At 62.6% G+C, this 25812-nt stretch carries 21 protein-coding genes; 14 read left to right on the top strand and 7 right to left on the bottom strand.

Annotated features, from left to right (window positions below; genetic code table 11):
• Positions 1-6 precede the first annotated feature (6 nt).
• Positions 7-1461 (bottom strand): beta-barrel assembly-enhancing protease, encoded by a 1455-nt coding sequence (locus PG898_RS03985; RefSeq protein WP_364576666.1) that lies wholly within the window; start codon positions 1459-1461, stop codon positions 7-9.
• 130 nt (positions 1462-1591) lie between these two features.
• Here PG898_RS03985 and PG898_RS03990 point away from each other — a divergent pair, with 130 nt between their 5' ends.
• The 3 genes from PG898_RS03990 (at position 1592) to PG898_RS04000 (ending at position 3980) form a co-directional block, all read left to right on the top strand.
• Positions 1592-1834 (top strand): sulfurtransferase TusA family protein, encoded by a 243-nt coding sequence (locus PG898_RS03990; RefSeq protein ID WP_171269101.1) that lies wholly within the window; start codon positions 1592-1594, stop codon positions 1832-1834.
• Positions 1835-1914: 80 nt separating this feature from the next.
• Complete coding sequence (locus PG898_RS03995) at positions 1915-2985, top strand: AI-2E family transporter (RefSeq protein WP_042648268.1); 1071 nt, start codon at positions 1915-1917, stop codon at positions 2983-2985.
• 185 nt (positions 2986-3170) lie between these two features.
• Complete coding sequence (locus PG898_RS04000; RefSeq protein ID WP_171269102.1) at positions 3171-3980, top strand: MipA/OmpV family protein; 810 nt, start codon at positions 3171-3173, stop codon at positions 3978-3980.
• Positions 3981-4050: 70 nt separating this feature from the next.
• On the opposite strand, the gene PG898_RS04005 is transcribed toward PG898_RS04000, so the two are convergent.
• Positions 4051-4857, bottom strand: a complete 807-nt coding sequence (locus PG898_RS04005; RefSeq protein ID WP_171269103.1) for an alpha/beta fold hydrolase — start codon at positions 4855-4857, stop codon at positions 4051-4053.
• A gap of 240 nt (positions 4858-5097) precedes the next feature.
• On the opposite strand from PG898_RS04005, the gene ppk2 reads away from it, so the two are divergent.
• A complete protein-coding gene (gene ppk2 / locus PG898_RS04010; protein ID WP_042648271.1) occupies positions 5098-5913 on the top strand; it encodes a polyphosphate kinase 2 in 816 nt (271 codons plus the stop codon).
• Positions 5914-6013: 100 nt separating this feature from the next.
• Here ppk2 and PG898_RS04015 read toward each other — a convergent pair whose 3' ends face one another.
• From PG898_RS04015 to yejK, 5 genes are all read right to left on the bottom strand, one after another.
• Positions 6014-7150 carry an ABC transporter ATP-binding protein gene (locus PG898_RS04015; protein ID WP_005328154.1) on the bottom strand — a complete coding sequence of 379 codons (1137 nt, stop codon included), beginning with the start codon at positions 7148-7150 and terminating at the stop codon, positions 6014-6016.
• A gap of 69 nt (positions 7151-7219) precedes the next feature.
• Positions 7220-8110, bottom strand: coding sequence for a maltose ABC transporter permease MalG (malG, locus tag PG898_RS04020; RefSeq protein ID WP_025326477.1), 891 nt, complete (start codon positions 8108-8110; stop codon positions 7220-7222).
• A gap of 12 nt (positions 8111-8122) precedes the next feature.
• The gene (gene malF, locus PG898_RS04025) at positions 8123-9775 is read right to left on the bottom strand and encodes a maltose ABC transporter permease MalF (RefSeq protein WP_005328158.1); all 1653 of its coding nucleotides are present in this window, start codon (positions 9773-9775) and stop codon (positions 8123-8125) included.
• A gap of 75 nt (positions 9776-9850) precedes the next feature.
• Positions 9851-11032: a maltose/maltodextrin ABC transporter substrate-binding protein MalE gene (gene malE, locus PG898_RS04030; RefSeq protein ID WP_005328161.1), complete on the bottom strand. Its 1182-nt coding sequence runs from the start codon at positions 11030-11032 to the stop codon at positions 9851-9853.
• 396 nt (positions 11033-11428) lie between these two features.
• Complete coding sequence (gene yejK, locus PG898_RS04035) at positions 11429-12490, bottom strand: nucleoid-associated protein YejK (RefSeq protein WP_171269104.1); 1062 nt, start codon at positions 12488-12490, stop codon at positions 11429-11431.
• A gap of 73 nt (positions 12491-12563) precedes the next feature.
• On the opposite strand from yejK, the gene PG898_RS04040 reads away from it, so the two are divergent.
• The 10 genes from PG898_RS04040 to hdfR all read left to right on the top strand — a co-directional run bounded on the left by PG898_RS04040 (position 12564) and on the right by hdfR (position 25755).
• Complete coding sequence (locus tag PG898_RS04040) at positions 12564-12791, top strand: DUF1414 domain-containing protein (protein ID WP_011705556.1); 228 nt, start codon at positions 12564-12566, stop codon at positions 12789-12791.
• A 43-nt stretch (positions 12792-12834) separates the two neighbouring features.
• Positions 12835-14682: a DUF3413 domain-containing protein gene (locus tag PG898_RS04045; protein WP_171269106.1), complete on the top strand. Its 1848-nt coding sequence runs from the start codon at positions 12835-12837 to the stop codon at positions 14680-14682.
• Between the two features lie 260 nt (positions 14683-14942).
• Positions 14943-17093, top strand: coding sequence for a TonB-dependent hemoglobin/transferrin/lactoferrin family receptor (locus PG898_RS04050; protein WP_270824020.1), 2151 nt, complete (start codon positions 14943-14945; stop codon positions 17091-17093).
• Positions 17093-19135, top strand: coding sequence for a prolyl oligopeptidase family serine peptidase (locus tag PG898_RS04055; protein WP_171269107.1), 2043 nt, complete (start codon positions 17093-17095; stop codon positions 19133-19135). Before PG898_RS04050 ends, PG898_RS04055 begins: the two co-directional genes overlap by 1 nt.
• Before the next feature lie 35 nt (positions 19136-19170).
• The gene (locus PG898_RS04060) at positions 19171-21585 is read left to right on the top strand and encodes a proprotein convertase P-domain-containing protein (protein WP_171269108.1); all 2415 of its coding nucleotides are present in this window, start codon (positions 19171-19173) and stop codon (positions 21583-21585) included.
• Positions 21586-21647: 62 nt separating this feature from the next.
• Complete coding sequence (locus PG898_RS04065) at positions 21648-23006, top strand: Lcl C-terminal domain-containing protein (protein ID WP_333563611.1); 1359 nt, start codon at positions 21648-21650, stop codon at positions 23004-23006.
• Positions 23003-23560 carry an Lcl C-terminal domain-containing protein gene (locus tag PG898_RS04070; protein WP_270824022.1) on the top strand — a complete coding sequence of 186 codons (558 nt, stop codon included), beginning with the start codon at positions 23003-23005 and terminating at the stop codon, positions 23558-23560. The genes PG898_RS04065 and PG898_RS04070 overlap by 4 nt, the downstream gene beginning before the upstream one ends.
• 187 nt (positions 23561-23747) lie before the next feature.
• Positions 23748-24230 carry a serine protease inhibitor ecotin gene (gene eco, locus PG898_RS04075; RefSeq protein ID WP_005328180.1) on the top strand — a complete coding sequence of 161 codons (483 nt, stop codon included), beginning with the start codon at positions 23748-23750 and terminating at the stop codon, positions 24228-24230.
• A 290-nt stretch (positions 24231-24520) separates the two neighbouring features.
• Positions 24521-24880 carry a DUF413 domain-containing protein gene (gene maoP, locus PG898_RS04080; protein ID WP_005328181.1) on the top strand — a complete coding sequence of 120 codons (360 nt, stop codon included), beginning with the start codon at positions 24521-24523 and terminating at the stop codon, positions 24878-24880.
• The gene (gene hdfR, locus PG898_RS04085; protein ID WP_005328182.1) at positions 24880-25755 is read left to right on the top strand and encodes an HTH-type transcriptional regulator HdfR; all 876 of its coding nucleotides are present in this window, start codon (positions 24880-24882) and stop codon (positions 25753-25755) included. The genes maoP and hdfR overlap by 1 nt, the downstream gene beginning before the upstream one ends.
• Positions 25756-25812: the final 57 nt, after the last annotated feature.

Raw genomic sequence — 25812 nt, forward strand, 5'->3', positions numbered from 1 at the left:
GCCGGACTAGCCCTTCAGGCTGTCCAGATCCTTCTTCGCCCGCTCCAGCTGGGTGATGCGCGCCTCGATGCGGGCCAGGGTCAGCTTGTCGCTGGTGGTGCCGCGGGCCACGATCAGCTCGTCAATGGCCGCCTGGTAGTCGCCGCGCAGGGAGAGGGTCTCCGCCCGTGCCATGTGCAGATCCGTCATTCGTCCCGCCTTGCGATAGGCGTCCGACAGCAGGCTCCAGGCCAGGCTGTTCTCGTCGTGCTCCCGGGCATAGGGGTCCAGGATGGCGATGGACTTATGGTAATTGCCCCCTTCCAGATAGGCGTTGCCGAGGTTGACCACTACCACCTCGTTGTCCGGCATCCGGGTGCGGAAGCGCTCCAGCCGGGCGATGGCCTGGGCGCTGCGCCCCTTGGCGAGATCGATGTCGGTCAGGGCATCCACCACGAACAGATCTTCCGGATGGCGGGCCGCCAACCCCTGCATCAGGGTATCGGCCTCGTCGGTGCGCTTGAGCTGCAACAGGGCCAGCGCCTTGCCATAGGTGGCGGCGTCCTTGAGGGGGTAGTCCCCCTTCTGCAGGCGGCTGTCGAAATAGGTGAGCAGCGCCTGAGGGCTCTCGGTGCCATAACGCACCTGGATGCGCACCTTGGCCAGCCAGAAGTCGAGGCTGGGGGGCAAGGCTCGGCGGCCATAGCTGCCCGCCCGGGCGCGGGCTTCGCTGATCCGGGTCTCGGGCAGGGGGTGAGTGAGCAGCATCTCGGGCGGCTTGCTGGCGTAGCGATACTCCGCCGCCAGCTTCTGGAAGAAGTTGGCCATGCCCATGGGATCGAAACCGGCGTCATACAGCGTCTTCATGCCGATGCGATCCGCCTCGTATTCGTTGTCACGGGTATAGTTGATGGCCGACTGCATGGAGAGCCCGAGGGTAGTCTGCAGCGCGGCGATACCGGCGGTGGGGTTGATCACCGCAAGCGCGATGGAGCCCACCAGGCCAGCCAGGGTCATGGCCGAGCTGCTCGCCTGCGCCTCCATGTAACGGGCGATGTGGCGCTGGGTCACGTGGGTGATTTCGTGCGCCAGCACCGAGGCCAGCTCGCTCTCGCTGTCGGCGTAGAGGAAGAGGCCGGTGTGCACCTTGACCCGCCCGCCGAGGAACGCGGCCGCGTTGATGCTGGGATCGTTGATGAGGAAGAAGGTAAAGGGGAAACGTACCCCGTCGGCATTGGTGAGCAATCGCTGACCCAGATCGTCGATGTATTCGTTTAGCACGGGATCATCGATGATGGGCAAGCCCGCCCGGGCGAACCGCATGAAGGCGTTGCCATAGCGCACTTCCTGCTCGATGGGCAGGGCCGCGACCCCGGCGGTGCCGATGTCGGGCAACTGGTTGTTCGCCTGGGCATGGAAGGTGGCACCCATCAGGGAGACCAGCAGGGGAAGTGATGCCATCAAAGGGGAAAAGCGGGCCACTGTGTTTCTATCTCCATCAGAAAGTGCTCGGGGGCAGAATACCCTTGCCCATCAAGGCCTACAAGCGTTGTTTCGCCCTCCCATCGCGGCCATAATGACGGCCATCACGCACCATGGAGCCTCCCCCGATATGGAACCGCACTGGGAACAGCTCGACCTGACCCCCTGGCGCTGCCCGGAGCCGCTGATCCGGCTCAAGCTCTGGTTGCGCGGCGCCCGGGCCGGTCAATCCCTGCTGATCCTGCTCAAGGATCCCGGCTCCCGCCAAGACATTCCGGCCTGGTTGCTGCGGCAGGGCCATCAGGTACAGCGTCTGCAGGAGTCGGAAGCCGCTCTCACCCTGCGGCTCGTCGTCCAAAACCGGCCATCATGATGGTGCCAATGCCCATGATATGGACCAACACCGGATCGACCCTTTCCATCGCCATGACCCGATAAACCAAGGAAGCCTCGATGTTAGATGTATTGAAGCGCTGGTATCAGACCCGTTTTTCCGACCCCGATGCCGTCACCCTGTTCCTGCTGCTGGTGTTCTGCTTCGCGGTGCTCTGGCTGTTCGGCGATCTGCTGGCGCCGCTGCTGGTGGCCGTGGTGATGGCCTACCTGCTGGAGTGGCCGGTCAGCCGGCTGCAACGCACCGGGCTCTCCCGTACCTTCGCCACCAGCCTGGTGCTGCTGCTGTTCATCACGGTGACCACCCTGATGGTGCTGGGCCTCATTCCCACACTGGTGAGCCAGGGGGTCAACCTCGCCAAGGAGGCGCCGTCCATGCTGGCCCATGCCCAGGACGCTGTGCGCACCCTGCCGGAAAAGTACCCGGAGATCATCGACGTCAGCCTGGTCGAGACCATCATCGACAACATCCGTCAGCGTATCCTGGCAGGCGGCGAGCAGTTGGTGAGCGCTTCGCTCAGCTCCCTCATCAACGTGGTGGCCATCCTCATCTACGCCATCCTGGTGCCCCTGATGGTGTTCTTCATGCTCAAGGACAAGCAGGTGTTGATGGGCGGCCTGCGCCGCTTCCTGCCCCGCAACCGTACCCTGGTCAACCGGGTCTGGGTGGAGATGAACGACCAGATCATCAACTACATCCGCGGCAAGGTGATCGAGATCCTCATCGTCGGGGTGGCGACCTATGTGCCCTTCGCCCTGATGGGGCTGCGCTACTCGGTGCTGCTGGCGGTGGCGGTCGGTTTCTCCGTGCTCATCCCCTACATTGGGGCCGTGGCGGTGACCGTGCCCGTCGCCATGGTGGCCCTGTTCCAGTGGGGACTGACCCCGGACTTCGCCTGGCTGATGGTGGCCTATCTGGTCATTCAGGCCCTCGACGGCAACCTGCTGGTACCCCTGCTCTTCTCCGAGGCGGTCAACCTGCACCCGGTGGCCATCATCATCGCCGTGCTGGTGTTCGGCGGGCTCTGGGGCTTCTGGGGCGTCTTCTTCGCCATTCCCCTGGCGACCCTGGTGAAAGCGGTGCTCAACGCCTGGCCCAAACGGGACGATCTTCCCCGCCCCGCCCCCTGATGACGGGAGAGGCCGCCGCCTCTTTTCTGTTATTGCCGCGATCTCGTCGACCACAGACTCCGTTCCCGCCTGAATCCAGGCGGGACACCGTGACGCTATCGACTTGAATTTCAAATAAAAACAGGCTTCACTGACAAGGTCATCGGCAGTATGCTCTGCCAGCCCCGACTCTGAAGGATCAGTCCATGCCCCCTGTTCGCCCCCTCCACCGCGCCGCCCTTGGCGCGCTCCTGACCCTGCTGTTCGCCACCCCGGCCCGGGCCGAGGTCGATCTCGGCTCCCTCGATATCTTCGTGCAGGACAGCCCCACCAGCCCGGTGCCCAAGGGGCTGGTGCTGGGCGGTGCCGTCATCGGTGGCGATGCCCGCTATCAGGGGCAGGACGACACGGCCCTGGCGGTGCCGGGTGCCGTCTACTTCGGCGATCAATTCATGTTCCTCGGAGACAGGGCCCGCTACTACTTCCACAAGGATGACAACTTCGCCGCCTACGGTTACGGCCGGGTGCGCTTTGGCAATCTCGACCCGGACGATGCCCCCGAACTCGCAGGCATGGAGCAGCGCAAGTGGCAGCTGGAAGGGGGCGTCGGCGCCAGCCTCATCACCCCCTACGCCCTGCTCAGCACCCGCCTCAGCACGGACGTGACCGGCACCAGCAACGGCCAGGAACTGCTGTTGTGGGCCGACTTCCCCATATTGCGTGACAAGCTGCTCATCATGCCCGGCATGGGGATGATGATCCGCAGCGACAAGATGGCGAACTACTACTTCGGCGGCGTCTCGGGCAGCGAAGCCAGGGCACAGCGCCCCGAGTGGGACACGGGCACCACCCTCTCCCCCATGGTGGCCATCATCACCAGCTACCGTTTCAGCCCCCACTGGATCGGCATGTTTGCCGCCAACTACGAACGCTACGACGACGACATCGCCAACAGCCCCATCGTCCAGCACGATGGCGAACTCTACGCCGGCTTCGGCGTGGGCTATATCTGGTAACCCCATCCGGCAGGACTGAATAACAGAAAAGGAGCCCATGGCTCCTTTTCTTGTGCTATCGGGCAATGCATCACCCTTGCAACCCGGCCAGAAACTCGGCCAGCCTCCGGTTGACGAACTCGGGGTTCTCCAGGGTCGAGATGTGGCCCGCACCCGGTATCTCCCTGAAGGGGCAGTTCAGCACCTCGGCCATCAGATAGCCCTCCAGCACCGGGCGCGCCTTGTCCTCGCAGCCTGTCATCACCAGGCTCGGCATCGCCATCTCTTCGAGCCACTCGATGCGATCCTCCCGAGTCACGAAACTGCGCCCCACCGCCACCAGACTCGCCACCTGGTCCGCTGGCCACTGGGCGAGCCGCACCTTGAAGCCGCTCATCAGGGCGGGATCCGGCTCATGGGCGAAGAAGAGCGGCGCCACCTGCTCGATGACGGGGGCAGGAAGGGTTCCCAGCTGCTCTATCATCGCCAGCATGCCGAGGTAGCGCTCACAGGGGATCTGGGGCTCCCAGCCAACGAAGGTATCCATCAGCACCAGTCCCTTGAGCCGCGCCGGGGCCATGCGCGCGAGCTCCACGCCCCACATGCCGCCGATGGAGAGTCCCACCAGCACGCACTGTTCGATGTGGAGGGCATCGAGCAGTGCCAGGTGATCCCGGGCCAGGGTTGCCAGGGTGCAACCACCGTCAGGGAGCACGTCGGAATCACCGTGGCCCCACAGCTCGGGCACGATGCAGCGATAGCTGCCCTTGAGCGCCTCGACTTGCGGCGCCCACATGGCACTGTCCCACAGATAGCTGTGGCCAAAGAGCAGCACAGGGCCCTGCCCCTCGTCCAGATAGGCCATGCGGCGACCCGCTATCTCCATAAAATGCTTCATGTCATCTCCTGTTGCCAGCGGCTGATGAGGCGGCAGTATCAATCGCCATACATTGCCTCATGTTTTTTCGATTGCCAGCGGCTGATGAGGCGGCAGTATCAATCGCCATACATTGCCTCATGTTTTCTTCTGTCTTGCTGCCAGCGATGGGGCGGCAGTGTAACACGTCGGCCTTGGCAGTGGCGCCTCCCTGGGGCAAGCTGGGGCAACCCACAGAAAGGACTCGAACAGGAGAAGACCATGCAGAAGGAAAAGAGCAAGAAACGCCCGCGCCTGGACAAGAAAACCTATGAGCACAGCCTCGCCCGCCTGCACGAGGAACTGGTCAAGCTGCAGGAATGGGTCAAGCAGGAGGGACTCAAGGTGGTGGTGCTGTTCGAGGGGCGCGACGCCGCCGGCAAGGGGGGTGTCATCAAGGCGATCACCGAGCCGCTCAATCCTCGGGTCTGCCGGGTCACCGCCCTGCCAGCCCCCTCGGACAGGGAACGCACCCAGTGGTACTTCCAGCGCTATGCCGCCCACCTGCCGTCGGCGGGCGAGATGGTGCTGTTCGATCGATCCTGGTACAACCGGGCGGGGGTGGAGCGGGTGATGGGCTTTTGCACCGACGCCGAATACCGTGAGTTTCTGCGTGCCTGCCCCGAGTTCGAGCGAATGCTGACTCGTTCCGGCATCACCCTCATCAAGTACTGGTTCTCGGTCAGTGACGAGGAGCAGGAGAAGCGCTTCAAGGAGCGCATCAACACCCCCATCAAGCGCTGGAAGTTCAGCCCCATGGACCTGCAATCCCGCTCCCGCTGGGTGGAGTATTCGCGCGCCAAGGATGACATGTTCACCTACACGGATACCGAGGACTGCCCCTGGTTCGTGGTCGATGCCGACGACAAGCGTCGCGCCCGCCTCAACTGCATCGCCCACCTGCTCGGCAAGGTGCCTTACGAGGCGATCCATTACGAGCCCATCACCCTGCCCCCCATCAAGACCGAGGGCTATGAGCGCCCGCCCCTGACCAGCCAGACCTTCGTGCCCGACATCACCGCCGATCTCGAAGCCTGAACCCTGCCGGCTCGGTTACCGAAACGACAGGCAATAAAAAGCCGGTCTTTCGACCGGCAAAAAGGCATTGAATACTAAGGAAAACCAACGCAAAAAATCATCAAGTACGGATATATCTGGCGGTACGGGGGAATGCCTGCTCCTTGGCATCGAACAGGTAGCAAGCCTCCGCCGGAATGCCGACGCTGTACTCCTGACCCGTGGCCACGTCCACGTCTGAGCTGGCCTTGACGGTGAAGTCGTGACCATCCACGTCCATGTAGACGAAGGACTCGGCACCCAGGTGCTCGGCTACCTGCACCACGCCGCTCACCTTGCTGTCGGCATGGGCATGATCGAGCGGTACCAGGTGCTCGGGACGAATGCCCAGCTCCACCTTGTCACCGACCGCGCCGCTGCGAGCATCGACCCGGGCACGCACGGTGTCGCCGGAGGTCAGCTTGATCACGCACTCCTGTTCGCCGATCTCCAGCAGCTCACCCGCCAGGAAGTTCATCTTGGGGGAGCCGATGAAGCCTGCCACGAACTTGTTGTCCGGGTTGTGGTAGAGCTCAAGCGGGGTGCCGAACTGCTCCAGGTTGGTGGTCGCCTCACCCTTGAGCGGGCTCAGCACCACGATGCGGTTGGCCAGGGTCATGGCCTCCACCTGATCGTGGGTCACGTAGATGATGGTGGAGTTGAGCTCCTTGTGCAGCTTGGCGATCTCGATGCGCATCTTCACCCGCAGGGCGGCGTCCAGGTTCGACAGGGGTTCATCGAACAGGAACACCTGCGGCTGCTGGACGATAGAGCGGCCGATGGCCACCCGCTGGCGCTGACCGCCGGAGAGGGCCTTGGGCTTTCTGTCCAGCAGGGGCTCGAGCCCCAGGATCTCGGCAGCGCGCATTACCCGCTTGTGGATGTTCTCCTTGTCCATCTTCTTGAGCTTGAGGCCGAAGGCCATGTTCTCGTAGATGTTCATGTGCGGGTAGAGGGCGTAGGACTGGAACACCATGCCCACGTTGCGCTCCACCGGCGGCACGTCGTTCATGTAACGACCGCCGATGGTCAGCTCACCGCTGGTGATGTCTTCCAGACCTGCGATCATCCGCAGCAGAGTGGACTTGCCGCAACCGGACGGGCCGACGAAGACGATGAACTCCCCTTCCTTGATGGCGAGGTTGATGTTGCGCAGCGTGTCCTTGTGGACCGCCGGATCGTAGTTCTTGCGAACGTTGTTGAGTACTACTTCAGCCATGACGAGCTCCGCTCTTGAATCTTTGCAAATCGTGACGGCCGGGGGAGCCAGCTCCCCCGGCCATTAACCTTAACCTTTCACACCGCCCGCGGTGAGGCCACCCACCAGCCAGCGCTGCGCCATGAGGAACACCACTGTAATGGGCAGACCTGACAACACGGCGGCGGCGGCGAAGTCACCCCACAGATAGTTCTGCGGATAGAGGTATTGCTGGGCACCGACCGCCAGGGTCAGGTTGTTCACATCCTGCAGCAGGATGGAGGCCACGGGCACCTCGGTGATGGAACCGATGAAGGCCAGAATGAACACCACCGCCAGGATGGGCACCGACAGGGGCAGCAGGATCAACCGGAATGCCTGCCAGGGAGTCGCACCATCGATGGCCGCCGCTTCCTCGAGGGAGGAGTCGATGGTCTCGAAGTAGCCCTTGATGGTCCACACGTGCAACGCGATGCCGCCCATGTAGGCCAGGATCAGGCCGCCGTGGGTGTTCAGACCCAACCAGGGGATGTAGTCACCAATCTTGTTGAAGAGCGCATAGATGGCCACCAGTGCCAGCACCGCCGGGAACATCTGGAAGATCAGCATCCCCTGCAAGATGGTCTGCTTGCCACGGAATCGCAGGCGGGCAAACGCATAGGCACAGGTGGTGGAGAGCACCACTATCATCAGGGCGGTGATGCCCGCGATCTTGATGGAGTTCCACAGCCAGGTCAGCACCGGGAACGGTGGCGGCGTGATGCTGCCATCGGCGTTGGTGATGGACATGCCGAGCGCCAGCTTCCAGTGATCCAGAGTCGGATTGGAGGGGATGATCTCCCCCACCGAGAAGTTGCCGTTACGGAACGAGATGGCGATAACCATGATCACCGGGAAGATGATCAGTGCGAGGAAGCCCCACATGACCAGGTGGGTTGCCCACACCCGGTATTTCACTGATTTGGGTTGTACGATAGCCATTGAGAAGCCTCCTTACAGCTTGTCCGCTTTGGACAATTTCAGGTTGAGCAGTGCAAGCGCGCCGACGATCAGGAAGATGGCGGTGGCGATGGCACTGGCCAGACCGTAGTCCTGACCACCCGAGCCCTGGAACGCGATCCGGTAGGTGTAGTTCACCAGCAGATCCGTGGTCCCGGCCGGGGTACTGGCCCCTATGATGTCCGGCGCGCCGTTCGTCAACAACTGGATAAGCACGAAGTTGTTGAAGTTGAAGGCAAAGGATGCAATCAACAGGGGCGTCAGCGGCTTCATCAGCAGCGGCACAGTGATCTTGAAGAAGTTCTGTACCGGACCCGCACCGTCCATGGCGGATGCCTCATAGAGATCTTCCGGGATGGCCTTGAGCAGCCCCATGCAGAGGATCATCATGTAGGGATAGCCGAGCCAGGTGTTGACGATGAGGATCATCACCTTGGCCAGGAAGGGGGTGGTGTACCAGTCCGGCTTGATGCCGAACGCCGCTTCCAGGAACAGGTTGATCTCGCCGAAGTTCTGGTTGAACAAGCCCTTGAACACCAGGATGGAGATGAACGCCGGTATCGCATAGGGCAGGATCAGCATGACCCGGTAGAAACCGCGTCCCCTGAGTTGCTCCCACTGCACCAGACACGCCATCACCATGCCGATGGCCAGGGTGAAGGCCACGGAGCAGGCGGAGAAGATCACGGTCCAGACGAAGATCTGCATGAAGGGACCCTGGATACCCGGGTCTGTCATGATGCGTACGAAGTTCTTCCAGCCCACGCTCACCACGAAGCCCGGGGCTATGCCCTTGCCAACGAAATGACCTTCCGCATCGATGTACTGATAGAAGCCGGTATCGCCGTTGGGCAGCATCAGCTCGCCACTCTGGTTGTCACGCAGCAGGTTGCCGTCCTTGATAACGACACCGGACTTGAGCACGGCTCCGTCCACCAGCTGGGTGTAGAGGGGCTTTTGCGCCGCGAACTTGCGCAGGCTGCTCAGGGTCAGGTGAATATTGCCTTCGGGCAGCACCAGATCCAGAGCACTCAGGTGAGTACGATGATCGACGATGGCACGGATGGGTGCCGCCTGGTCGATCGCTTCCCCGTTCAGGGGTTGCAACTGAACAGCCTGTGGCTCGTCATGAACCCGGCCCTCACGGACGGCCAGTTCACGTGCCTTGTTGTTCAGCAAGGTAAGGGGTTGACTGATAAAGGATTGGTCGTCCTGTTGCAGCAGCAGCTGAAACTGATTGTTCTCACCACCCAGAAGGGTGAAATCGAATTCACCGCCGGTCACCTTATAGATTTTTTTCAGATGGAAATCCCGTGCCTGCTCGAGGGAGAGCAAGTTGGACCCCGAATAGTTGGTGAAGGCGATGCCGATCGTGTAGGCAAGAGGGAAGATGATAAAAACAACCATGCCTGCCACACCGGGGAAAATATAGCGGTGGGCATAGGTCTTCTTGTTCATGAAGACATAGAGACCGACGGAAACGACCACCAGATCGAGCAGGGCAAACACCCACTCGCCGCTGGCATACATCATCACGGCCGCATAACCATTAAGCACTGCGATCAGTGCCGCCATGGTCCACTTCAGCCAGACGTACTTGTCTTTCTTCGGACCGGCATAGGATTCAATAGAAGGTACTACTTCCATGCCAATTAACCTTTATTGCGCCAAGAGAGATTTGAGAGAGTGGGAGGCCGTTGCGGCCTCCCCGGTAGTGCGTGCTTACTGGACGATGCGCTTGGCAGCGGTATCCAGGGCTTCGTCAACGCTCTGACGGCCAGAGGTGACGTTCTTGAGGGCAGTTTCGAAGGAAGACCAGAAACGGCTCATCTCAGGCACGGACGGCATCGGCTCGCCATTCTGGGCGTTCTGCATGGTGGCCTTGATGTTGGGGTCGGTTTCCAGAGTCTTCTGGAAGGACTTCAGCGCCACGGCACCCAGCGGCTTGTCGGCGTTCACCGGTGCCAGACCGGCATCGGTCAGCAGGTAGTTCTCGAGGAACTCGATGGCCAGATCCTTGTTCGGGCTGGCGGCGTTGATGGTGGCACCCAGTACGCCGACGAAGGCCTTGGCCGGATTACCCTTCAGGGTCGGCAGCGGCGCTACGCCGTACTTGATGCCGCTCTTGTCCAGGTTGCTCCAGGCCCAGGGGCCGTTGATCATCATGGCCACTTCGCCCTTGTTGAACTTGGCATCCATGACACCGTAGTCGATGCCCTTCTCCAGGTGACCGGACTTGATCATCTCGGAGATGTAGCCGACGCCCGCCTTGGCACCCGCGTTGGCCACGCCGGTGTCTTTCACGTCATAACCGGTGGCGGTCTTCTTGAAGGCATAGCCACCGTTGGCAGCCACCAGGGGGTAGCTGAAGTAGGGGGTGTCATAGGCCCACATGATGGCGCGCTTGCCATTTTTCTTCATCTCTTCGTCGATCTTGGCGATCTCTTCGAAGGTCTTCGGCGGATTGGGCAACAGATCCTTGTTGTAAATCAGGCTGACGGCTTCCACCGCGACCGGGTAGCCATAGGTCTTGCCATCGACAGCCATGGCGTCCCAGGCGAACTGCTCGAACTTGGCCTTGGTGGCGGCGTTCGGCGTCACGGGCACCAGCAGACCGGCCTTGACCCACTCACCGTAACGGTCGTGAGCCCAGAAGAAGATGTCCGGGCCGTTGCCAGTGGCGGCGGCTTGCTGGAACTTCACTTCTACCTGATCCGGGTGAGCGACGGTCACCTTGATGCCGGTCTCGGCTTCGAACTTCTTGCCTACTTCGGCCAGGCCGTTGTAGCCCTTGTCACCGTTGATCCAGATGGTCAGCTGACCTTCGTCAATCGCAGCAGTGGCTGAACAAGCCACACCCAGGGTAGCCAGACCGATCAGGGATGACAGCAATTTCTTTTTCATGAGCCTTTCCTTGTATTAGTTCCGCGCTGTAAGAGCATTGTGTGCGAGATGAATATTATCCCAAGCCTGCAACGCCTCACATGACACGCCTCGCATTTTTGAAATGCAATTACGTATTTTCTTCCAGAAAGTTATGAAAACATTTTCTTATTTCAGCGACTTATCGGGATTTATCGCCATATTTTTGGCCTCGCACAGAAAACCAATTACCAAAAAGAAATAAATTTACACCAATGAAAGGGGTTTCACCTCAATGAAAACCCTTTCATCTCCATTATTTTGTTTAATGTGTTAACAAAAGTACCAAGCCGGATTCCAAGTTCATCTCCCCCTTAAATAAAAAGGCATCGGAGCGGACTCCGATGCCTTTTTGCCAGAAATGGCGAGTAGATCACATTATGACTGGCGCAGCAGCTGATCCTTGAGGTTGGGCGGCACACCACGGATGGTCAGCGTGTCGGTCTGGGGATCGTAAAACACCCGACTGTTCAACAGCTTCTGCTCGAAGCTCAAGGTCAGGCCGCCGCCGGAACCGACGAACTTGGTCAGGCCACGCAGGGTGGATCTGTCCGCCGGGAAGCGTTCCTCCAGCTCGTATTCCTGACCGATGAAGCTGTAAAAATCGAGGTCGCCACCTCCCGCTTCTTTTGCGGAGAGCTCCGCCGAGAGCTCCTTGATCTCGATCTCTTCACCGGCGCTGGCCTGTTCGGTGCAATATTTGAAGACCTGTTTCTTGTAATCATTGCGCTCGGCGGGTTCGAGCTGACGGCTGTCGCAGTAATCGTCCACCGCCTGCAGCAAGCCTTTATTTTGTACCTTGGCATCCATGCCCTCACGGGCACCCAGCAAGTCCATGAAAAAGTCCCCCAGCTTGCGGCCGACCCGCCCCTTGCTGAAGGTGATATAACGGCGAGAGTCCGGCTGGGTTTTCCACTCAGTCAGATCGATGCGGGCCACCAGGTTGAGTTTGCCGATATCCAGATAATGAATGTGGCGCAGGTCCAGCGCCTCACTGACGGTGACGCTCTCCTTGCCCTCCAGCAGGGCGATCATCAGGTAATCGACCCCGACATAGTTGTATTTGGCAATCAGCAACACGCCCTGCTCGTCCAAGGCGTGCTCCACCAACTGTTTGACCAGCATCTGGGTCAGGGTAATAGAGAAGGGGACGAATTCGGTCTGCTCGCCAAGCAGCTGTTCGAGGGCGATGCGAAAGGCCGGTGACGGCTGTCTGGGAGCCTCTTCACCTTCTGCCAGCTCGGCGACGTCGGCTTCCGGGTCGGCAAAGAAGCCGAAGCCCTTGCCACCCTTGCCGTTGTAGATGCGATGCAGTTCTGCCATCAGCCCTTGCACCGCCTCGTCGGCAGGCAGAGTCTGACTGCGGGTATCGGCGTGCGGCTGACCGTCATTGCCGGCGCGCAGGGAGTGAAGAATGATCTTGTCGATATCGAGACTCATGTCACAAAGCCATAGTGTTAGCCGAAAGGGTGAAGTATTATAAGGCGCTTTGAACCGAGATGAACCCAAGATTATGCCCATCGTATCAAAGTACAATAACGAGCAGTTTGACGCCCTGATGAACGACCTGATCACCGCCCTGGAGAAACACAAGGCGCCGGTGGATCTCAGTCTCATGGTGCTTGGCAACCTGACCACCAACATCATCAACGGTATGGCCCCGGCCCAGCGTCAGGCGATCACCGAGAAGTACATCCAGGCGCTCACCGCCTCGGTGGATCATCGCCACGATGCTCACTGAGTTTCTTCGCATTCTTTGATGTTTTTCAAGCAGATGGATCATTATGGTCGAAACCGGCAACCCCTATCGTGATAATGTCTCTCGCCTGATCACCTGGGGGCATTGGTTCTCCTTCTTCAACATCATCCTGGCCATGCTGATCGCGACCCGCTACCTGGGTTCCATCAGCTGGCCATCGACCACGCTCGGGGTCACCTATCTCATCATCAGCTGGATAGGTCACTTCTCGTTCCTGAGCTTCGTCACCTATCTGCTGACCGTCTTCCCCTTGAGCTTCGTGCTGCCCAGGGAGAAGCCGCTGCGCTTCATCTCGGCCATCATCGCCACCCTGGCGCAGGTGCTGCTGCTCATCGACACCCAGGTGTTCCAGCTGTTCAAGTTCCACTTGAATGGCCAGGTGTGGCAACTGCTGCTGGATCAGGCCCAGACCGAAGAGGGCTCTATCTGGAGCATCATCTTCGTCGCCGTGCCCACCATCTTCCTTCTGCAACTGCTGCTGTCGGCCTATGTGTGGCGCAAGATCAACAAGCGCAAACGCCGCCAGTACGGCAATCAGGTGGGGCTGGCCCTGCTGGTCTGCTTCATGCTGACTCACCTGGTCAACAGCTGGGCCGATGCAACCCTGTATCAGGCCATCACCATGCAGCGCGCCAACTTCCCGCTCTCCTACCCCATGACAGCCAGAAGCTTCCTGGCCAAGCATGGCTGGCTCGATCTCGAGCAGTATGAGAAGAAGGCCGAGAACCAGGGTAGCGCCGAGCATCGCCTGCTCTACCCCCTGCGCCCCCTCAGCGTGAGTGCCCCGGCCGAGCACAAGAACCTGCTGGTGGTGGTGGTCGACTCCCTGCGGGCCGACATGCTCAACAACATCAACATGCCCAATCTGCAGCGCTATGCGGATCAACACCTCAACTTTGCCAACCACATGAGTGGCGGCAACGATGACGCCATGGGGATGTTCAGCCTCTTCTACGGGCTGCCGGGCCACTACTATGGCGATATCCGTGCCGACAAGCGCCCGCCGGTGCTGTTCGACGAGATGCTGCGCCAGGACTACCAGTTCGGCTTGTTCGGTGCGCTGGAAGATGCCCAGCAATATCAGCAGAGCCTGCTCGCCGGCCTGCGCAAGCAGGTGTTTGTCTCCCGCCAGACCGACGATACACGCCTCATTGGCGACTGGCAGCAGTGGCTTGGCACACGCACGGCGGACAGACCCTGGTTCTCTCTGGTCTATCTCTCTAGCCCGGGAGATTATCAGGTGCCCGCCAGCCTCAAGGGCCCCTTCCAGCCCGAGCTGACCCGGTTCAACCCGGCTACCGCCTACAGACCCGAGAACCTGCAAAAGCTGGAGAATCGCTACAAGAACTCGGTGTTCTATACCGACCAACTGCTGGAACAGATGCTCTCCCAGCTGCAGCAACAGGGGCTCGGCGAACAGACCATAGTCGTCATCACCTCCAATCACGGCCAGGAGTTCAACGAAACCCAGAGCAACAGCTGGGGCTATGGCAGCAACTACTCCCCCTATCAGGTGCAGGTTCCCCTGGTACTCGCCTGGCCTGGGATCGATAGCCAGCCACAGGAGCAGGCAAGCAGCCACCTGGATCTGGTGCCGACCCTGATGAAGGGCATGCTGGGGGTTCGCAACCCCCCTCGGGACTACAGCACGGGGCGCAGCCTGTTCGACACCAGCCCGCGCAACTGGCTGCTGGCCGGCGATCAGAATGACTTTGCCATCTATCAGGACAACACCATCACCCAGTTCAACAAGCAGGGTGACTTCGAACTGCTGGATCGCGCCACCTATCGCCCCATCAAGCACGGCACCCCGGACATGGGGGCCATGATCCAGGTGATGAACGAGCTTAACCGCTTCTATCGCACCCCATAGGTGCTCGCACGCCTCCAACCAGCCCGCCTTCTCGGCGGGCTTTTTATTGCCTCAAGATCCAGTCAGGACACCTCCCTTCCCCTCCCCCGGTCAGTGCCCTTCGCAAGCATATGCCCTGCACCTACTGATTCATCTCTCAAAAAACTCAGTCCGATCAAGATCATAAAACAAAGATGATAATAATTATCAATCATTGATGAGAAGGGATTCATCTGCAATAATCCGCGCCCTTCAGGCTTAAATAAAAATCATTATCAACAATGAAAACACTGCTTCACTACTGGCCCATGCTGCTGTCCGGCACAGCCCTGGCCGCCAGCGATCCCGCCGGGACAGATCCCGAACCCAGGGCTCACGAGACCATAGTGGTCAAGGGGCAGCGCATCGAGCAGAAGCTGTCCGATGTCTCAGGCTCCATCACCGTCATCACACAAGACGATCTGGATCGCCAGGTCGCCACCGAGCTCACCGACGTGTTCAAGAACGAACCCGGGGTCTCGGTGACCGGCTCGGCCGGTCGGCCGCAGAACATCATCATCCGCGGCATGGGCGGCAACCGGGTGCTCATCATCAAGGATGGGGTGCGGGTCAGCGACGGCTTCGGCGCCGACGACCTCAACGACAAGGTGGGCCGTTTCAGCTTCGATCTCGATGACGTCAAGCAGATAGAGGTCGCCAAGGGTGCCGGCTCCTCCCTCCATGGCTCCGACGCCATCGGCGGCACCATAGTCATCTCTACCAAGCAGCCGGAGGACTACCTGCAGGGGCAGGATACCTATCTCGGCAGCAAGGTGCTGCAGGACGGCAGCAGCGACAAGCAGAAGCTGAGCGCCACCGGCGCCGCCCGGGTACTGGATAGCGAGCACCTGCTGCGGGTCTCCGGCTGGCAGGGGCACGAGACCGCCAACTATGACGAGAGCCGCATCCCGGCGGATCTGGACGGCCTCAGCGCCTCCACCAGCTCCCGCTTCCCGTTAAGCGATCACCACCTGCTGCGCCTGGAGCTCGACTACTTCGAGGACAATGCGGAGCGGGATCAGGGACCGCGCGAAGTGCCCCAGCCCGACGGCAAGTGGCAGGTGCGCCAATACCACGAGCAGGGCAGCCAGCGCACCCAGGGGGGCAAGCTTGGCTGGGAGGCGAGCGGTCTCGGCAGTCTGCTGGCGGATCAGTTCACCTGGAGCCTCTATGGCAACCACTCCAAGAACAGCGCCAACAAGCGCAGCCTGTTGCAAAACGACCTGCTGAGCGGCTATCCCCGCTACCGCAGCGAGCGGGAGCTCTCCACCTTCACCGAAGAGAGGGTCGGCAGCGAGCTGGACGTACGCCGGGATCTCGTCACCGGCGACATCGCCCACAAGCTGAGCTACGGCGTCGAGCTGGAGCGTACCCGCCACGAGCGGCCGGTGGAGAAGCTGAGCCTGGAGGCGGGGGTGCCCCAGCCCAGCCAGTCCGAGCCCTTCAGCAGTGCCCGCACCGACCGGGCCGGCGTCTGGCTCGGCGACGTGGCGACCCTGGGCCGGTGGCAGTTCACCCCCACCCTGCGCATGGATCACCAGTGGCTGCGCCCGCAAGATGGCAACCAGGGCGAGAACCACAGCTGGCATCTCTCCCCGAGTCTTGCCACCAGCTACCGCGTCAACGAGCAGTGGCGCAGCTGGCTCAGCTATGCCAACGGCTTTCGGGCCCCCTCCTACGACAAGGTGTACGGCAACATTCCCCACTACTTCGCCCTGCCGCCATTCCAGATCATCGCCAACACGGATCTGAAGGAGGAGACCAGCCACAGCTTTGAGTGGGGGCTCAGCGGCGAGGGGGAAAACTGGAGCATCAAGCCGGCCCTCTTCTACAACCGCTACTACAACTTCATCGACTGGCGCGAGGTGGGGCTACGCCTGAGTGACGGCGTCATCCTGCGCCAGTACCGCAACGTGGCCAAGGCCGAGACCTGGGGCGCGGAAATCGCCGCCAGCTACTGGCTGACCCAGGAGTGGGAGCTGGCCACCAAGCTCGGCTGGGTCGACGGGGAAGACAGCCAGGGCGAGGCGCTGCGCACTCTGACCCCGCTGGAGGGCAACACTCGCCTGAGCTACCAGACCCATGACTGGAGCCTGGGGGTGCAGGCGGACTACGCCGCGGCCATGGACAGAGTGCCCAGCTGCGGCAACAACCTGACCAAGAGCCAGGATGCCTGCCTCACGAGCGCGGGCTGGCTCAGTCTCGCCATGACGGCGGACTGGCTGATTACCGATGCCCTCAAGGTCAACCTCAAGCTCGATAACCTGTTCGACACCCGTTACACCCGCTATCAGGACGTGGCCGGGCTGGAAGCCGGTACCGACGCCTCCCTCTTCACCCAGAGCGGGCGCACCTTGAGTGCCAGCCTGCGCTACACCTTCGTGGGGATCTGATGCACAGCCTGTTTGTACTGGCCAGCCTGCTGGCCACCCCGGCCCCGGCAGCCCCTCTTCCTGAGACAACCCAGGAGGCAGCGCCCCTTATCCCCGAGCGTCCACAACTGATGAAGGGGGAGATAGCCCGCCTCGATCCCTATGGCGGCTGGCGCGACGACAGTCGCCGCACCCCCGACCTGCTGGCGCTGCTGCGCGAGCAGAATCGCTGGACCGACGAGCAACTCGCCCCTCAAAAGCCCCTCGAAACAACGCTGCAAGCGGAGTGGCAGGCCAGGGCGCGGGGCGAGCCCCTGCCAAAGGAGTGGCTGACTCAGGCGGGCAGCCAGTGGCGCATGGAGGCGGACGGCAGCCTGTGGCAGCGCAGCGACGCCCGCGACGCCCCCCGCCAGCGGCTGGCCCCCCGTCAGCCCGACCAGGGTTACTACGAGATTGCCGCCTGGGCCCTGCACCCGGATAGCCGCCTGCTTGCCCTGGCCGAAGACAACCGTGGGGACAGGGACTACCGCATCACAGTGCTGGAGCTGGCGAGCGGCGAGACGGTTGCGACCCTGGCGCACCGGGCCAGCGATCTGCTCTGGAGCCTGGATGGCAAGACCCTTTACACCATTGCCAACGAACCCCGCACCCTGCGCCCCTGGCAGCTGTGGGCCTGGCAGGCCGGCAAGGAGGCGCTGGTGCACCAGGAGGCCGATCCCGCCTGGCTGCTCAGCCTCTATCGCACCACGGACAACCGCCACCTGGTGCTGCAGAGCAACAACCACGACAGCTCGGAGCAATACCTACTGGATGAGGGCGGCCCGACCCTGCTCAGGGCCCGTGAACATGGGCTCGAATACTACCTGGATACCCAGGGGGACAGGGTGCTTGTCAAGAGCAACCAGGACGGGGCCATGGGACTTTATCAGGCACCCACCCTGGCGAGCCTGGCGACGGGTCCCTGGCAGCCCCTCTGGTCAGGCGAGGGCCGGGAGCTCGAGAAGTGGCGCCTGTTTGCCCGCCACACAGTGTTGCAATACCGCAAGGCAGGGGACGACTGGCTCGATGTGCTGGATGCAGACGGCAAGCTGACCCACAGCCTCCCGCTCACCGACGGGGCGGGCACGGCCTGGATCCAGGGGGCCCATGATCCCGCCAGCCAGCAGATCCTGATCCGCCGCCAGGGCATGGCCGAGGCGCCGCACCAGCGCTGGCTGGATCTCGCCTCCGGTCAATGGCAAGCCGCTGACAAACCGGTCGCGAACCCCCTCTATCAGAGCGAACGGCGCTGGGTGGTGGGCAAGGACGGCGTCCGGGTGCCGGTTTCTCTGGTATGGCGCAAAGAGATCCAGGCGCCCAAGGCGCTGCTGCTCTACGGCTATGGCGCCTATGGCACCCCCATGCGCCCCTACTATCAGCCCCAGGTGCTGAGCCTGCTGGATCGCGGCTTCGTCTACGCCATCGCCCATGTGCGCGGCGGGGGCCTGCTGGGGGAGGCGTGGTACAAGGAGGGTCGCGGCCAGCAGAAGCAACACAGCGTGGACGATTTCCTGGCGGTGGCAGACAGCCTGGCCCGGGATCCCGCCATCAATCCCGACCGGCTGTTCGCCATGGGGGGCAGCGCCGGCGGCCTGCTGGTGGCGGCGGCCCTCAATCAGGCACCGACCCGCTTCGCTGGGGCCGTGTTGCAGGTCCCCTTCGTCGACCTGCTCGGCACCATGCAGGATCCCGAGCTGCCCCTCACCCGCCAGGAGTACGGGGAGTGGGGCAATCCGGCCATCCCGGCCGACTATGCGGCCATGCGCCGCCTGAGCCCCTACGACAACCTGCACTCGGTCCCCTACCCGCCCCTCTATGTGACGGCCGGGCTGCACGACAGCCAGGTGCCCTACTGGGAGCCGCTCAAGTGGCTGGCCCGCCTGCGGGCCCACAGCACAGGGGCCGGTCCCTATCTGCTGCACACCGAACTCGACGGCGGCCATCTCGCCAGTGCGGGCACCGCGCAGCAGAAGGCTGCCCGTGAATATGCCTTCCTGTTCTCCCTGGCTGGAGTCCGTCACTGATGTCCGCATTCACCTTTTCTGTTTTGGAGTCACCCATGAAACCCTCCTCCCTGGCCCTCTGGCTGGCGGCAACCCTGCTCCCCCAGCCCCTGCTGGCGGCCGAACTGCAGTTTGTCGATGAGCCCCCCCTGACCACCACGCCCCAGGCCTGGCTGGAGCAGCGCCTCGGCGTGACGCTCACCCCCGACTACGACAGGGCCAGCCTGCTCGGCCATCACCATAGCTTCCGCATGCTGGTCAACGGCCTGCCGGTGGCCACCACCCAGGCCGCCGTCAGCATAGACGGCGCCGGCAGACCCTGGCGCCTCTATCACAATCTGCGCCCCTTGCAGAGCGCCGCGCCCGGCTGCGATGCCAGCACCAGCCTGGATCCCCTGCTGGACTTGCTGCGCGCCGACGGCAGCCGGATAGACCCGCAGGGGCCGGTCGAAGCCTGGTACTGGCGTGACGGCGACACCCTGGTGCCGGCCCTGCGCCAGCGGGTGAGCGAGCATAAGGAGGGCAATGCCAAGGCCACCCGGGTCCAGCTGTTTGCCAGTTGCGAGGGGGATCGCGAGCTCGGCCGCTGGGGCGATCAGGCGAGCACCCAGGCGCAGCGTACTCCGGATGCGGGGGATCAGCGCGTCCTGGCGCGGGTGTTCGATCCCGATCCCCGCACCCAGCTGCAAGACGCCAGCCTGGTCTGGCACGAGGCCCTGGTGCTGGCGGATGCCGCCTATCAGGACAAGGTCTCCCTGCCGGTCAGCCTGCAGGACTCGGACTATGTGCTGAGCGGCCCCCACGCCAGGGTGGTGGATGCCATCGAGCCCACTATGGCCCCCTACGGGACAGACAACCAGCAGGCCTTTCGCCTGACCCGGGACAACCCGGGCTTTGCCGACATCAACGCCTACTACCACCTGGATCTCGCCCAGCGCCACCTCAAGGCCCTCGGCTTCACCGACCTCATCCCCGGCGCCCTCGACGTCGACACGGACGCAGGCTATCAGGACAACTCCCTCTATGATCCGTTCGAGCGCCGGCTGGAGCTGGGCCGCAGCGGCGTCCCCGATGCCGAGGATCCCATGGTGATCTGGCACGAATTCGGCCACGGGGTGCAGCACCACATAGTGCCGGATCTCGGGGAAGAGGGGGACTGGGGCGCCATCGGCGAGGGCTTCGGCGACTTCCTGGCCGCCAGCCATCGCCAGCGCAGCGAGGCGGGCCGCCAGTTCGAGCCCGCCATGGTGTTCAACTGGGATGCCCGCTTCACCGACCGCACCCCGCGCCAGCTGGACGATGCTCGGGCCCGCTACCACCCGGACTACAACTACCCGGCCCACCGCACCATCAACGGCAGCAACGGGGATCAGCTGTGGGGCACCCCGCTGTTCCAGGCCCTGCTGGCGTCGGTAGCCGAACACGGGGAAGAGGCGCGGGACGAGTTCGATCGCCTCGTCATCGAGTCTCACTTCGGCTTAGGGCCCGCCATCCGCATGCCGCAGCTGGCCCGCATTACCGTGGACACGGCGGCACGCCTCTATCCGGCGCGCTCCTATGCCCGCCATCTGGAGCAGGCGTTTCGCCAGCACGGGCTGCTGCAGGCCCCCGTCAACATCGCCCTGGCCGAGGGCAGCGCCCTTGCGCTGGGGCAGCGTCAGTCGGTGCAGCTGAACCTCAGCAACGCCGGCAGCACCCCGGTGACCCTCAACGCCCTGACCCTGTCCCTGCCCGCCGGCTTGCAGGCCGATCCCCTGGCCTGGTCAGCGACCACCCTGGCGGCCGGAGCCAGCCTCACCACCACAGTGCGACTGCTGGCCGCCAGCCCGCTGACCTGTGGCGACGAGGTGAGCCTGCCGGTGAGCCTCGCCATGAGCGGCACCAGCCCGACCGAGCGTCAGTGGCAGCAGTCCCTCACCCTGCCCATAGGCCCCCCCGTCATCAGCCGGGCCAACGGCCAGCCGCTGACCCTCAAGGATGCCCAGAGCGAGGAGATACGCGGCATCAGCGAAACCAGCCTGGTGCTGGAGAAGAGTGACGCCCGGGTGAGCGATCGCCTGCAGCTGAATCTGGACTTGCAACACCGGGCCCTGGATGAGCTGGAGATCTGGCTCAACTCCCCCTCAGGCACCCGCATCCAGATCTGGGACAAGGGATACAGCCCGTTGCCACGGCTCAAGGGGGTCTTCCCCACCGAGCTTCAGCCCCTGCAACCCTTCACCCCCCTAGTGGGAGAGCCGCTGGCCGGTCGCTGGACCCTGGAGGTGGTGGACAGCAAGCCGGGCCATCAGGGGCGCATCAACGGCTGGAGCATCAGCCAGCGCACCGGCGCCCAGTGTGGTGAGCCCGTCGCCCCGCCGGATGACGGCATCATCCACTTCGACACCGCGGACAGCAGCGGGGGCGGCACTATCAACCTGCTCTGGCTGCTGCCGCTCACCCTCTGGCGCCGCCTCTGCCGTCGCGGCTGATCCATCCCCATAAAAGCAAAGAGGGGCCAAGGCCCCTCCAAGGACAAGAAATGAAGATGAGAATGACCCCGCTGGCCTGTCTGCTGGCCCCCCTGCTCAGCGCCTGTGGTGGAGGCGAGTCCGATGAGGCGCCCCTGACCGCGCCGGACTACCGTCTGACGGTCAACCTGCCCGCAGCGGGCACCCTGTGCGTCAACCTGAACCAGAACGACAACTGCGAGCCAGGCGAGCCCGTGGTCAGTGGCGAGGCTGGCGCGCGCCAGTTGAGCGCCAGCGCCCCCGGCCTGCTCACCAGCCCCTTGCTGTTCATCCCCCGGGAGCCGGGCGCCCTGACCCTGACCCACCCGGCAGCGCGCCTGGACGATCAGCACCTCACCCCCACCCCCTTGAGCACGCTGCTGCAGACCCGGGTCGCGGACGGGATACCGCCTGCCCAGGCCCTGGCCGAGCTGCTGCTCGCCCTTGCGCCCCTGCAACCGGATCAGGGACTCGCGGCCCTGGTGCAGCTGGAGGAGTTCAACAGGGCTCTGGAGGCGCTCGCTCTGGCGACACGGGATGACGCCGCCAGCCTGCCCGGTCTCGCCACCGGCGAGCGCCAACGCCAGATCTGGCAGGGGCTGGTCACCCTGCTGCCCGAGCTCGCCCGGCACTTTGCCGCAAGCCCCGAGCTCCTGAGCCATCAGGCCAGACTCGCCGCCGTGCTGATGCAGCAGCAACCCCGGGCGTTGGTGACCGCCAGCGGCGTCACCACCTACACGGACGGGGTGGATTACCTGCTGACCCAGGAGCCTGCGGATCACCCGGGCCAGGAGGCGAGCCTGGGCCAGGCGCCCCTGCGCTATCGCAAGCTGGACGGCAAGGGGCAGCCCCTGGCGGACAATGCCGACGAGTGGGAGTGCGTGGAGGATCTCAACACCGGCCTCATCTGGGAGAAGAAGCTAGATGATGCCGACAGTCCGCGGGATCTGCACAAAGTCTTCGCCTGGGAGTTTGGCAACTATCACCCCAGTCAGGCGGAGCTGGATTATGCCTGCCCAGAGGGGGAGGCCATCTGCTCCACCGAGGAGTATCGCCAGTGGCTCAATGGACAACGACTCTGCGGCATAGGGCACTGGCGCCTGCCCACAGCCCAGGAGCTCGGCAGTCTGCAACACTACGGCTCCCTCGCCCGCCAGGATGGCCAGCTGGTCAGCCTGGATATGCGCTACTTCCCCGACGTCGGTCCCTCGAGCGGCGACTTCGGTGGCAGCTACTGGACCCAGACTCTGACCCCATCCCGGCGCCTCGAGAGCGTCCCCATCGCCGTCATCAGCCCTCAGTTTCTGGGGGGGGATGCGGGCACCGATTACCCCTATGGCGTCCAGAACGAAAATGAAATCAATGCCATACAACTGCGCCTTGTGGCCGAGGTAACCCGATGAACAAGTATCTTCTGACCCTGCTGCTCACCCTGTGCAGCCCGCTGGCACTGGCCATCGCCATCTGCGACGACACCCTGCCGCGCACCAGCCCCAGCTCCCGCTTCCTGGATCGCGGCAACGGCACCGTCACCGACCGGGCTTCCGGCCTCACCTGGATGCGCTGCCAGCTCGGCCAAAGCTGGCAGAATGGAAGCTGCAGCGGCGAGCCGACCCGGCTCTACTGGCAACAGGCCCTGCTGACCGCAGAGCGGATCCGCACCGAGCCGAGCCATGCCCTCCACGGTTTCGGCGGGCATACCGATTGGCGCCTGCCCACCATCAAGGAGCTCACCAGCATACTGGAGTCCGCCTGCTACAAGCCGGCATTGAACGAGACCCTCTTCCCCCGCGCCATGGCCGGGGACGGCAAGGAGGTGAACGACGGCTATGTCTACCTCTGGTCCTCCACCCCGGTGCCCGCCAGCAAGGGCGTCGTCTATCTGGACATCACCAGTGGCGCCGTCGGCATGCGGGCCCCCGGCTCCTGGGCAAAGCAGGTGCTGCTGGTAAGGTGAGCTGTCCGGGCGGGGACTCCCCTGCCCGGTTTACCCCCGAATGGCCCCTTTGGGGTGGAAGGCGTCAAAAAAGCATCAAATTACGTCACCCTGTGCCGGTTCAGGCTGGTTTTGCGCGCCGGAGCGCTGGCGTGAAACGGGCAGAGCGGTTAGTCTAGCGGCGTTGAACCAATCCCATGAGGTACAGATGAAAACCGTATTGCGTTTTAGCCTGCTGGGCGCCTTGTTACTGGGTGGCCATGCCTTCGCCGCCGAACCGAAAAAATTTGATATCAGCATGTTCCCTGCCGCCGAAGTGAACCAGGAACGTGTCGTGATCCGCCTGCCGGAAGTCGAAAACGAAGCCGACATGATGGTCGAGCTGCAAGTGGGCAAGAAGATGCTGGTGGACTGCAACCTGCCCCGCTTCGCCGGCAACCTGGAACAGCACAGCGTCAAGGGCTGGGGCTACAACTACCTGACCCTGGGCCAGGTCTCGGGTCCTGTCAGCACCCTGATGGCCTGCCCGGATGGCCAGAAGAAAGAGAGCTTCGTCCAGATCTATGGTCAGGGCTTCTTCGTGAACTACAACTCCAAGCTGCCGTTCGTCATCTATGTGCCGCAGGAGTATGAAGTGCGCTACCGTCTGTGGCGTGCCGACAACCTGGCGCAGCCAGCCATGATTGAATGAGTGCCCGACGCTCAGGTTCAGCCAATCCATGAACACACAAAGGCGCCGTATGGCGCCTTTATTTTATTGTTTTTACCCTGCAGAGACTGGGTCCAGCTGTACAAAACCTGACATAACTCCACTATTTTTCAGGCTTTTTGTGCTGCGGACCGCAAAATTCTCCCTCGGGATGAGACAAAGGCTGTTCGATAAAAGATATTTATTAACATAGTAAGAAAATTGATTTTGCACTCTGCGACGGCCTGATGATACTTGCCCGCAAAGGTCAAACTAACCAGAACAAGAGCACTATGAGCTTCGAATCAGACAAGCGTTTCAACGACTTCAAACATTTTCCCCGTGGCCTGCGTCGCAGTGGCGAATTCACCGTGGCCGAAGCGGACAGTCTGGAAAAGTACGGCACAGTGATGCTGGCGCTCTATCAGGGCAACCTGGCCCCTCGCGATGACGTAGAAAGCGCCTTCATCGAGCAGGTCAAGTCTGGCGCAGCCGGCAGCAACCCCCACGCCAAGGTATGGTTCAAGTACCTGAAGGTGATTGGTCCCAAGCGGGTGCACCGTCTATGCACAGTCGCAGGTGGCGCCAATGAGGATGCGGGCGGCAGCTTTGAGGGCGGTGGCGGCGGTGGCAGCGACGAGTCCCTCGATTAATGGATACCGAGCTGCTTCGGACCTTCATCGAGGTCAGCAAGACCCGGCATTTTGGCCGGGCTGCCGAGAATCTCTACCTGACCCAGTCGGCGGTCAGCTTTCGGATCCGCCAGCTCGAGCAACAACTCGGGGTCAGCCTGTTTGCCCGCCATCGCAACAACATCCGTCTGACCGCCTCCGGTGAGCGTCTGCTGCCTTACGCAGACGCCATCTTGCATACCCTGGGCCGCGCCAGGCAGGACGTGGCCCTCTCCCCCGGTTTCAGTCAGCAGCTCGCCATAGGTGCACCCGCGGTGTTTTGGGAGCTCGACTTCAATGACTGGCTCAACCATGTCTATGCCCTGGCCCCCGGTCTCGCGGTGCGCCTCGAGACGGCGTCTCGCGAGCACCTGTGCCGCCAGTTGCTGGAGCGCTCCCTCGATCTCGCCCTGCTCTCCGAGCCGACCAAGATAGACGAGATAGCCCTGCACCCCATAGGCGAGCTGGTGTTCGAGCTGGTGAGCCGGGAGCCGGCCGCCAATGCGGACAGCCTGATGCAGATGCCCCATATTCACCTCGACTGGGGCACCAGTTTCGAGCCTCCTTCCAGCCGGTTGCAGAGCCTGCAGAAGACTCCTGTGCTGCATTCGAGCTCGGCCAGCATGGCGCTGCAGTTCGTGCTGGCCAATGGGGGCGCTGCCTATCTGCCGCGGCGTATGGTGAGCCCCTTCCTGGAGCAGGGACAACTGCACCTGGTGGAAGGGGGACAGGCGCTGAGTCGCCCGCTCTATCTCGCCTATCTGGAGAAATCCGATCGCCGGGAGCTCATCGATCAGCTGCTCACCCTGCCGCTCGGTTGGGATGGCGCCGATCTGCGGCTGCCATCCGCCGAGTAGCCGGGCCTCAGCCTGACCAGCATGAAAAAAGGGGCCAAGCGGCCCCTTTGTTATGGA

This window comes from Aeromonas sp. QDB31, assembly GCF_027707605.1.
GTDB classification, from domain to species: domain Bacteria; phylum Pseudomonadota; class Gammaproteobacteria; order Enterobacterales; family Aeromonadaceae; genus Aeromonas; species Aeromonas media.

What these genes read in the sequence shown, in the direction of transcription:
- PG898_RS03990 (WP_171269101.1), top strand. Translation starts at nt 1,592, where the DNA reads ATGGAACCGCACTGGGAACAGCTCGACCTGACCCCCTGGCGCTGCCCG.
- PG898_RS04045 (WP_171269106.1), top strand. Translation starts at nt 12,835, where the DNA reads ATGGTCGAAACCGGCAACCCCTATCGTGATAATGTCTCTCGCCTGATC.
- PG898_RS04000 (WP_171269102.1), top strand. Translation starts at nt 3,171, where the DNA reads ATGCCCCCTGTTCGCCCCCTCCACCGCGCCGCCCTTGGCGCGCTCCTG.
- PG898_RS04050 (WP_270824020.1), top strand. Translation starts at nt 14,943, where the DNA reads ATGAAAACACTGCTTCACTACTGGCCCATGCTGCTGTCCGGCACAGCC.
- malG (WP_025326477.1), bottom strand. Translation starts at nt 8,110, where the DNA reads ATGGCTATCGTACAACCCAAATCAGTGAAATACCGGGTGTGGGCAACC.
- PG898_RS04060 (WP_171269108.1), top strand. Translation starts at nt 19,171, where the DNA reads ATGAAACCCTCCTCCCTGGCCCTCTGGCTGGCGGCAACCCTGCTCCCC.
- PG898_RS04065 (WP_333563611.1), top strand. Translation starts at nt 21,648, where the DNA reads ATGACCCCGCTGGCCTGTCTGCTGGCCCCCCTGCTCAGCGCCTGTGGT.
- PG898_RS04015 (WP_005328154.1), bottom strand. Translation starts at nt 7,150, where the DNA reads ATGGCTGAAGTAGTACTCAACAACGTTCGCAAGAACTACGATCCGGCG.
- PG898_RS04005 (WP_171269103.1), bottom strand. Translation starts at nt 4,857, where the DNA reads ATGAAGCATTTTATGGAGATAGCGGGTCGCCGCATGGCCTATCTGGAC.
- PG898_RS04070 (WP_270824022.1), top strand. Translation starts at nt 23,003, where the DNA reads ATGAACAAGTATCTTCTGACCCTGCTGCTCACCCTGTGCAGCCCGCTG.
- PG898_RS04040 (WP_011705556.1), top strand. Translation starts at nt 12,564, where the DNA reads ATGCCCATCGTATCAAAGTACAATAACGAGCAGTTTGACGCCCTGATG.
- PG898_RS04055 (WP_171269107.1), top strand. Translation starts at nt 17,093, where the DNA reads ATGCACAGCCTGTTTGTACTGGCCAGCCTGCTGGCCACCCCGGCCCCG.
- malF (WP_005328158.1), bottom strand. Translation starts at nt 9,775, where the DNA reads ATGGAAGTAGTACCTTCTATTGAATCCTATGCCGGTCCGAAGAAAGAC.
- PG898_RS03995 (WP_042648268.1), top strand. Translation starts at nt 1,915, where the DNA reads ATGTTAGATGTATTGAAGCGCTGGTATCAGACCCGTTTTTCCGACCCC.
- malE (WP_005328161.1), bottom strand. Translation starts at nt 11,032, where the DNA reads ATGAAAAAGAAATTGCTGTCATCCCTGATCGGTCTGGCTACCCTGGGT.
- ppk2 (WP_042648271.1), top strand. Translation starts at nt 5,098, where the DNA reads ATGCAGAAGGAAAAGAGCAAGAAACGCCCGCGCCTGGACAAGAAAACC.
- eco (WP_005328180.1), top strand. Translation starts at nt 23,748, where the DNA reads ATGAAAACCGTATTGCGTTTTAGCCTGCTGGGCGCCTTGTTACTGGGT.
- hdfR (WP_005328182.1), top strand. Translation starts at nt 24,880, where the DNA reads ATGGATACCGAGCTGCTTCGGACCTTCATCGAGGTCAGCAAGACCCGG.
- yejK (WP_171269104.1), bottom strand. Translation starts at nt 12,490, where the DNA reads ATGAGTCTCGATATCGACAAGATCATTCTTCACTCCCTGCGCGCCGGC.
- maoP (WP_005328181.1), top strand. Translation starts at nt 24,521, where the DNA reads ATGAGCTTCGAATCAGACAAGCGTTTCAACGACTTCAAACATTTTCCC.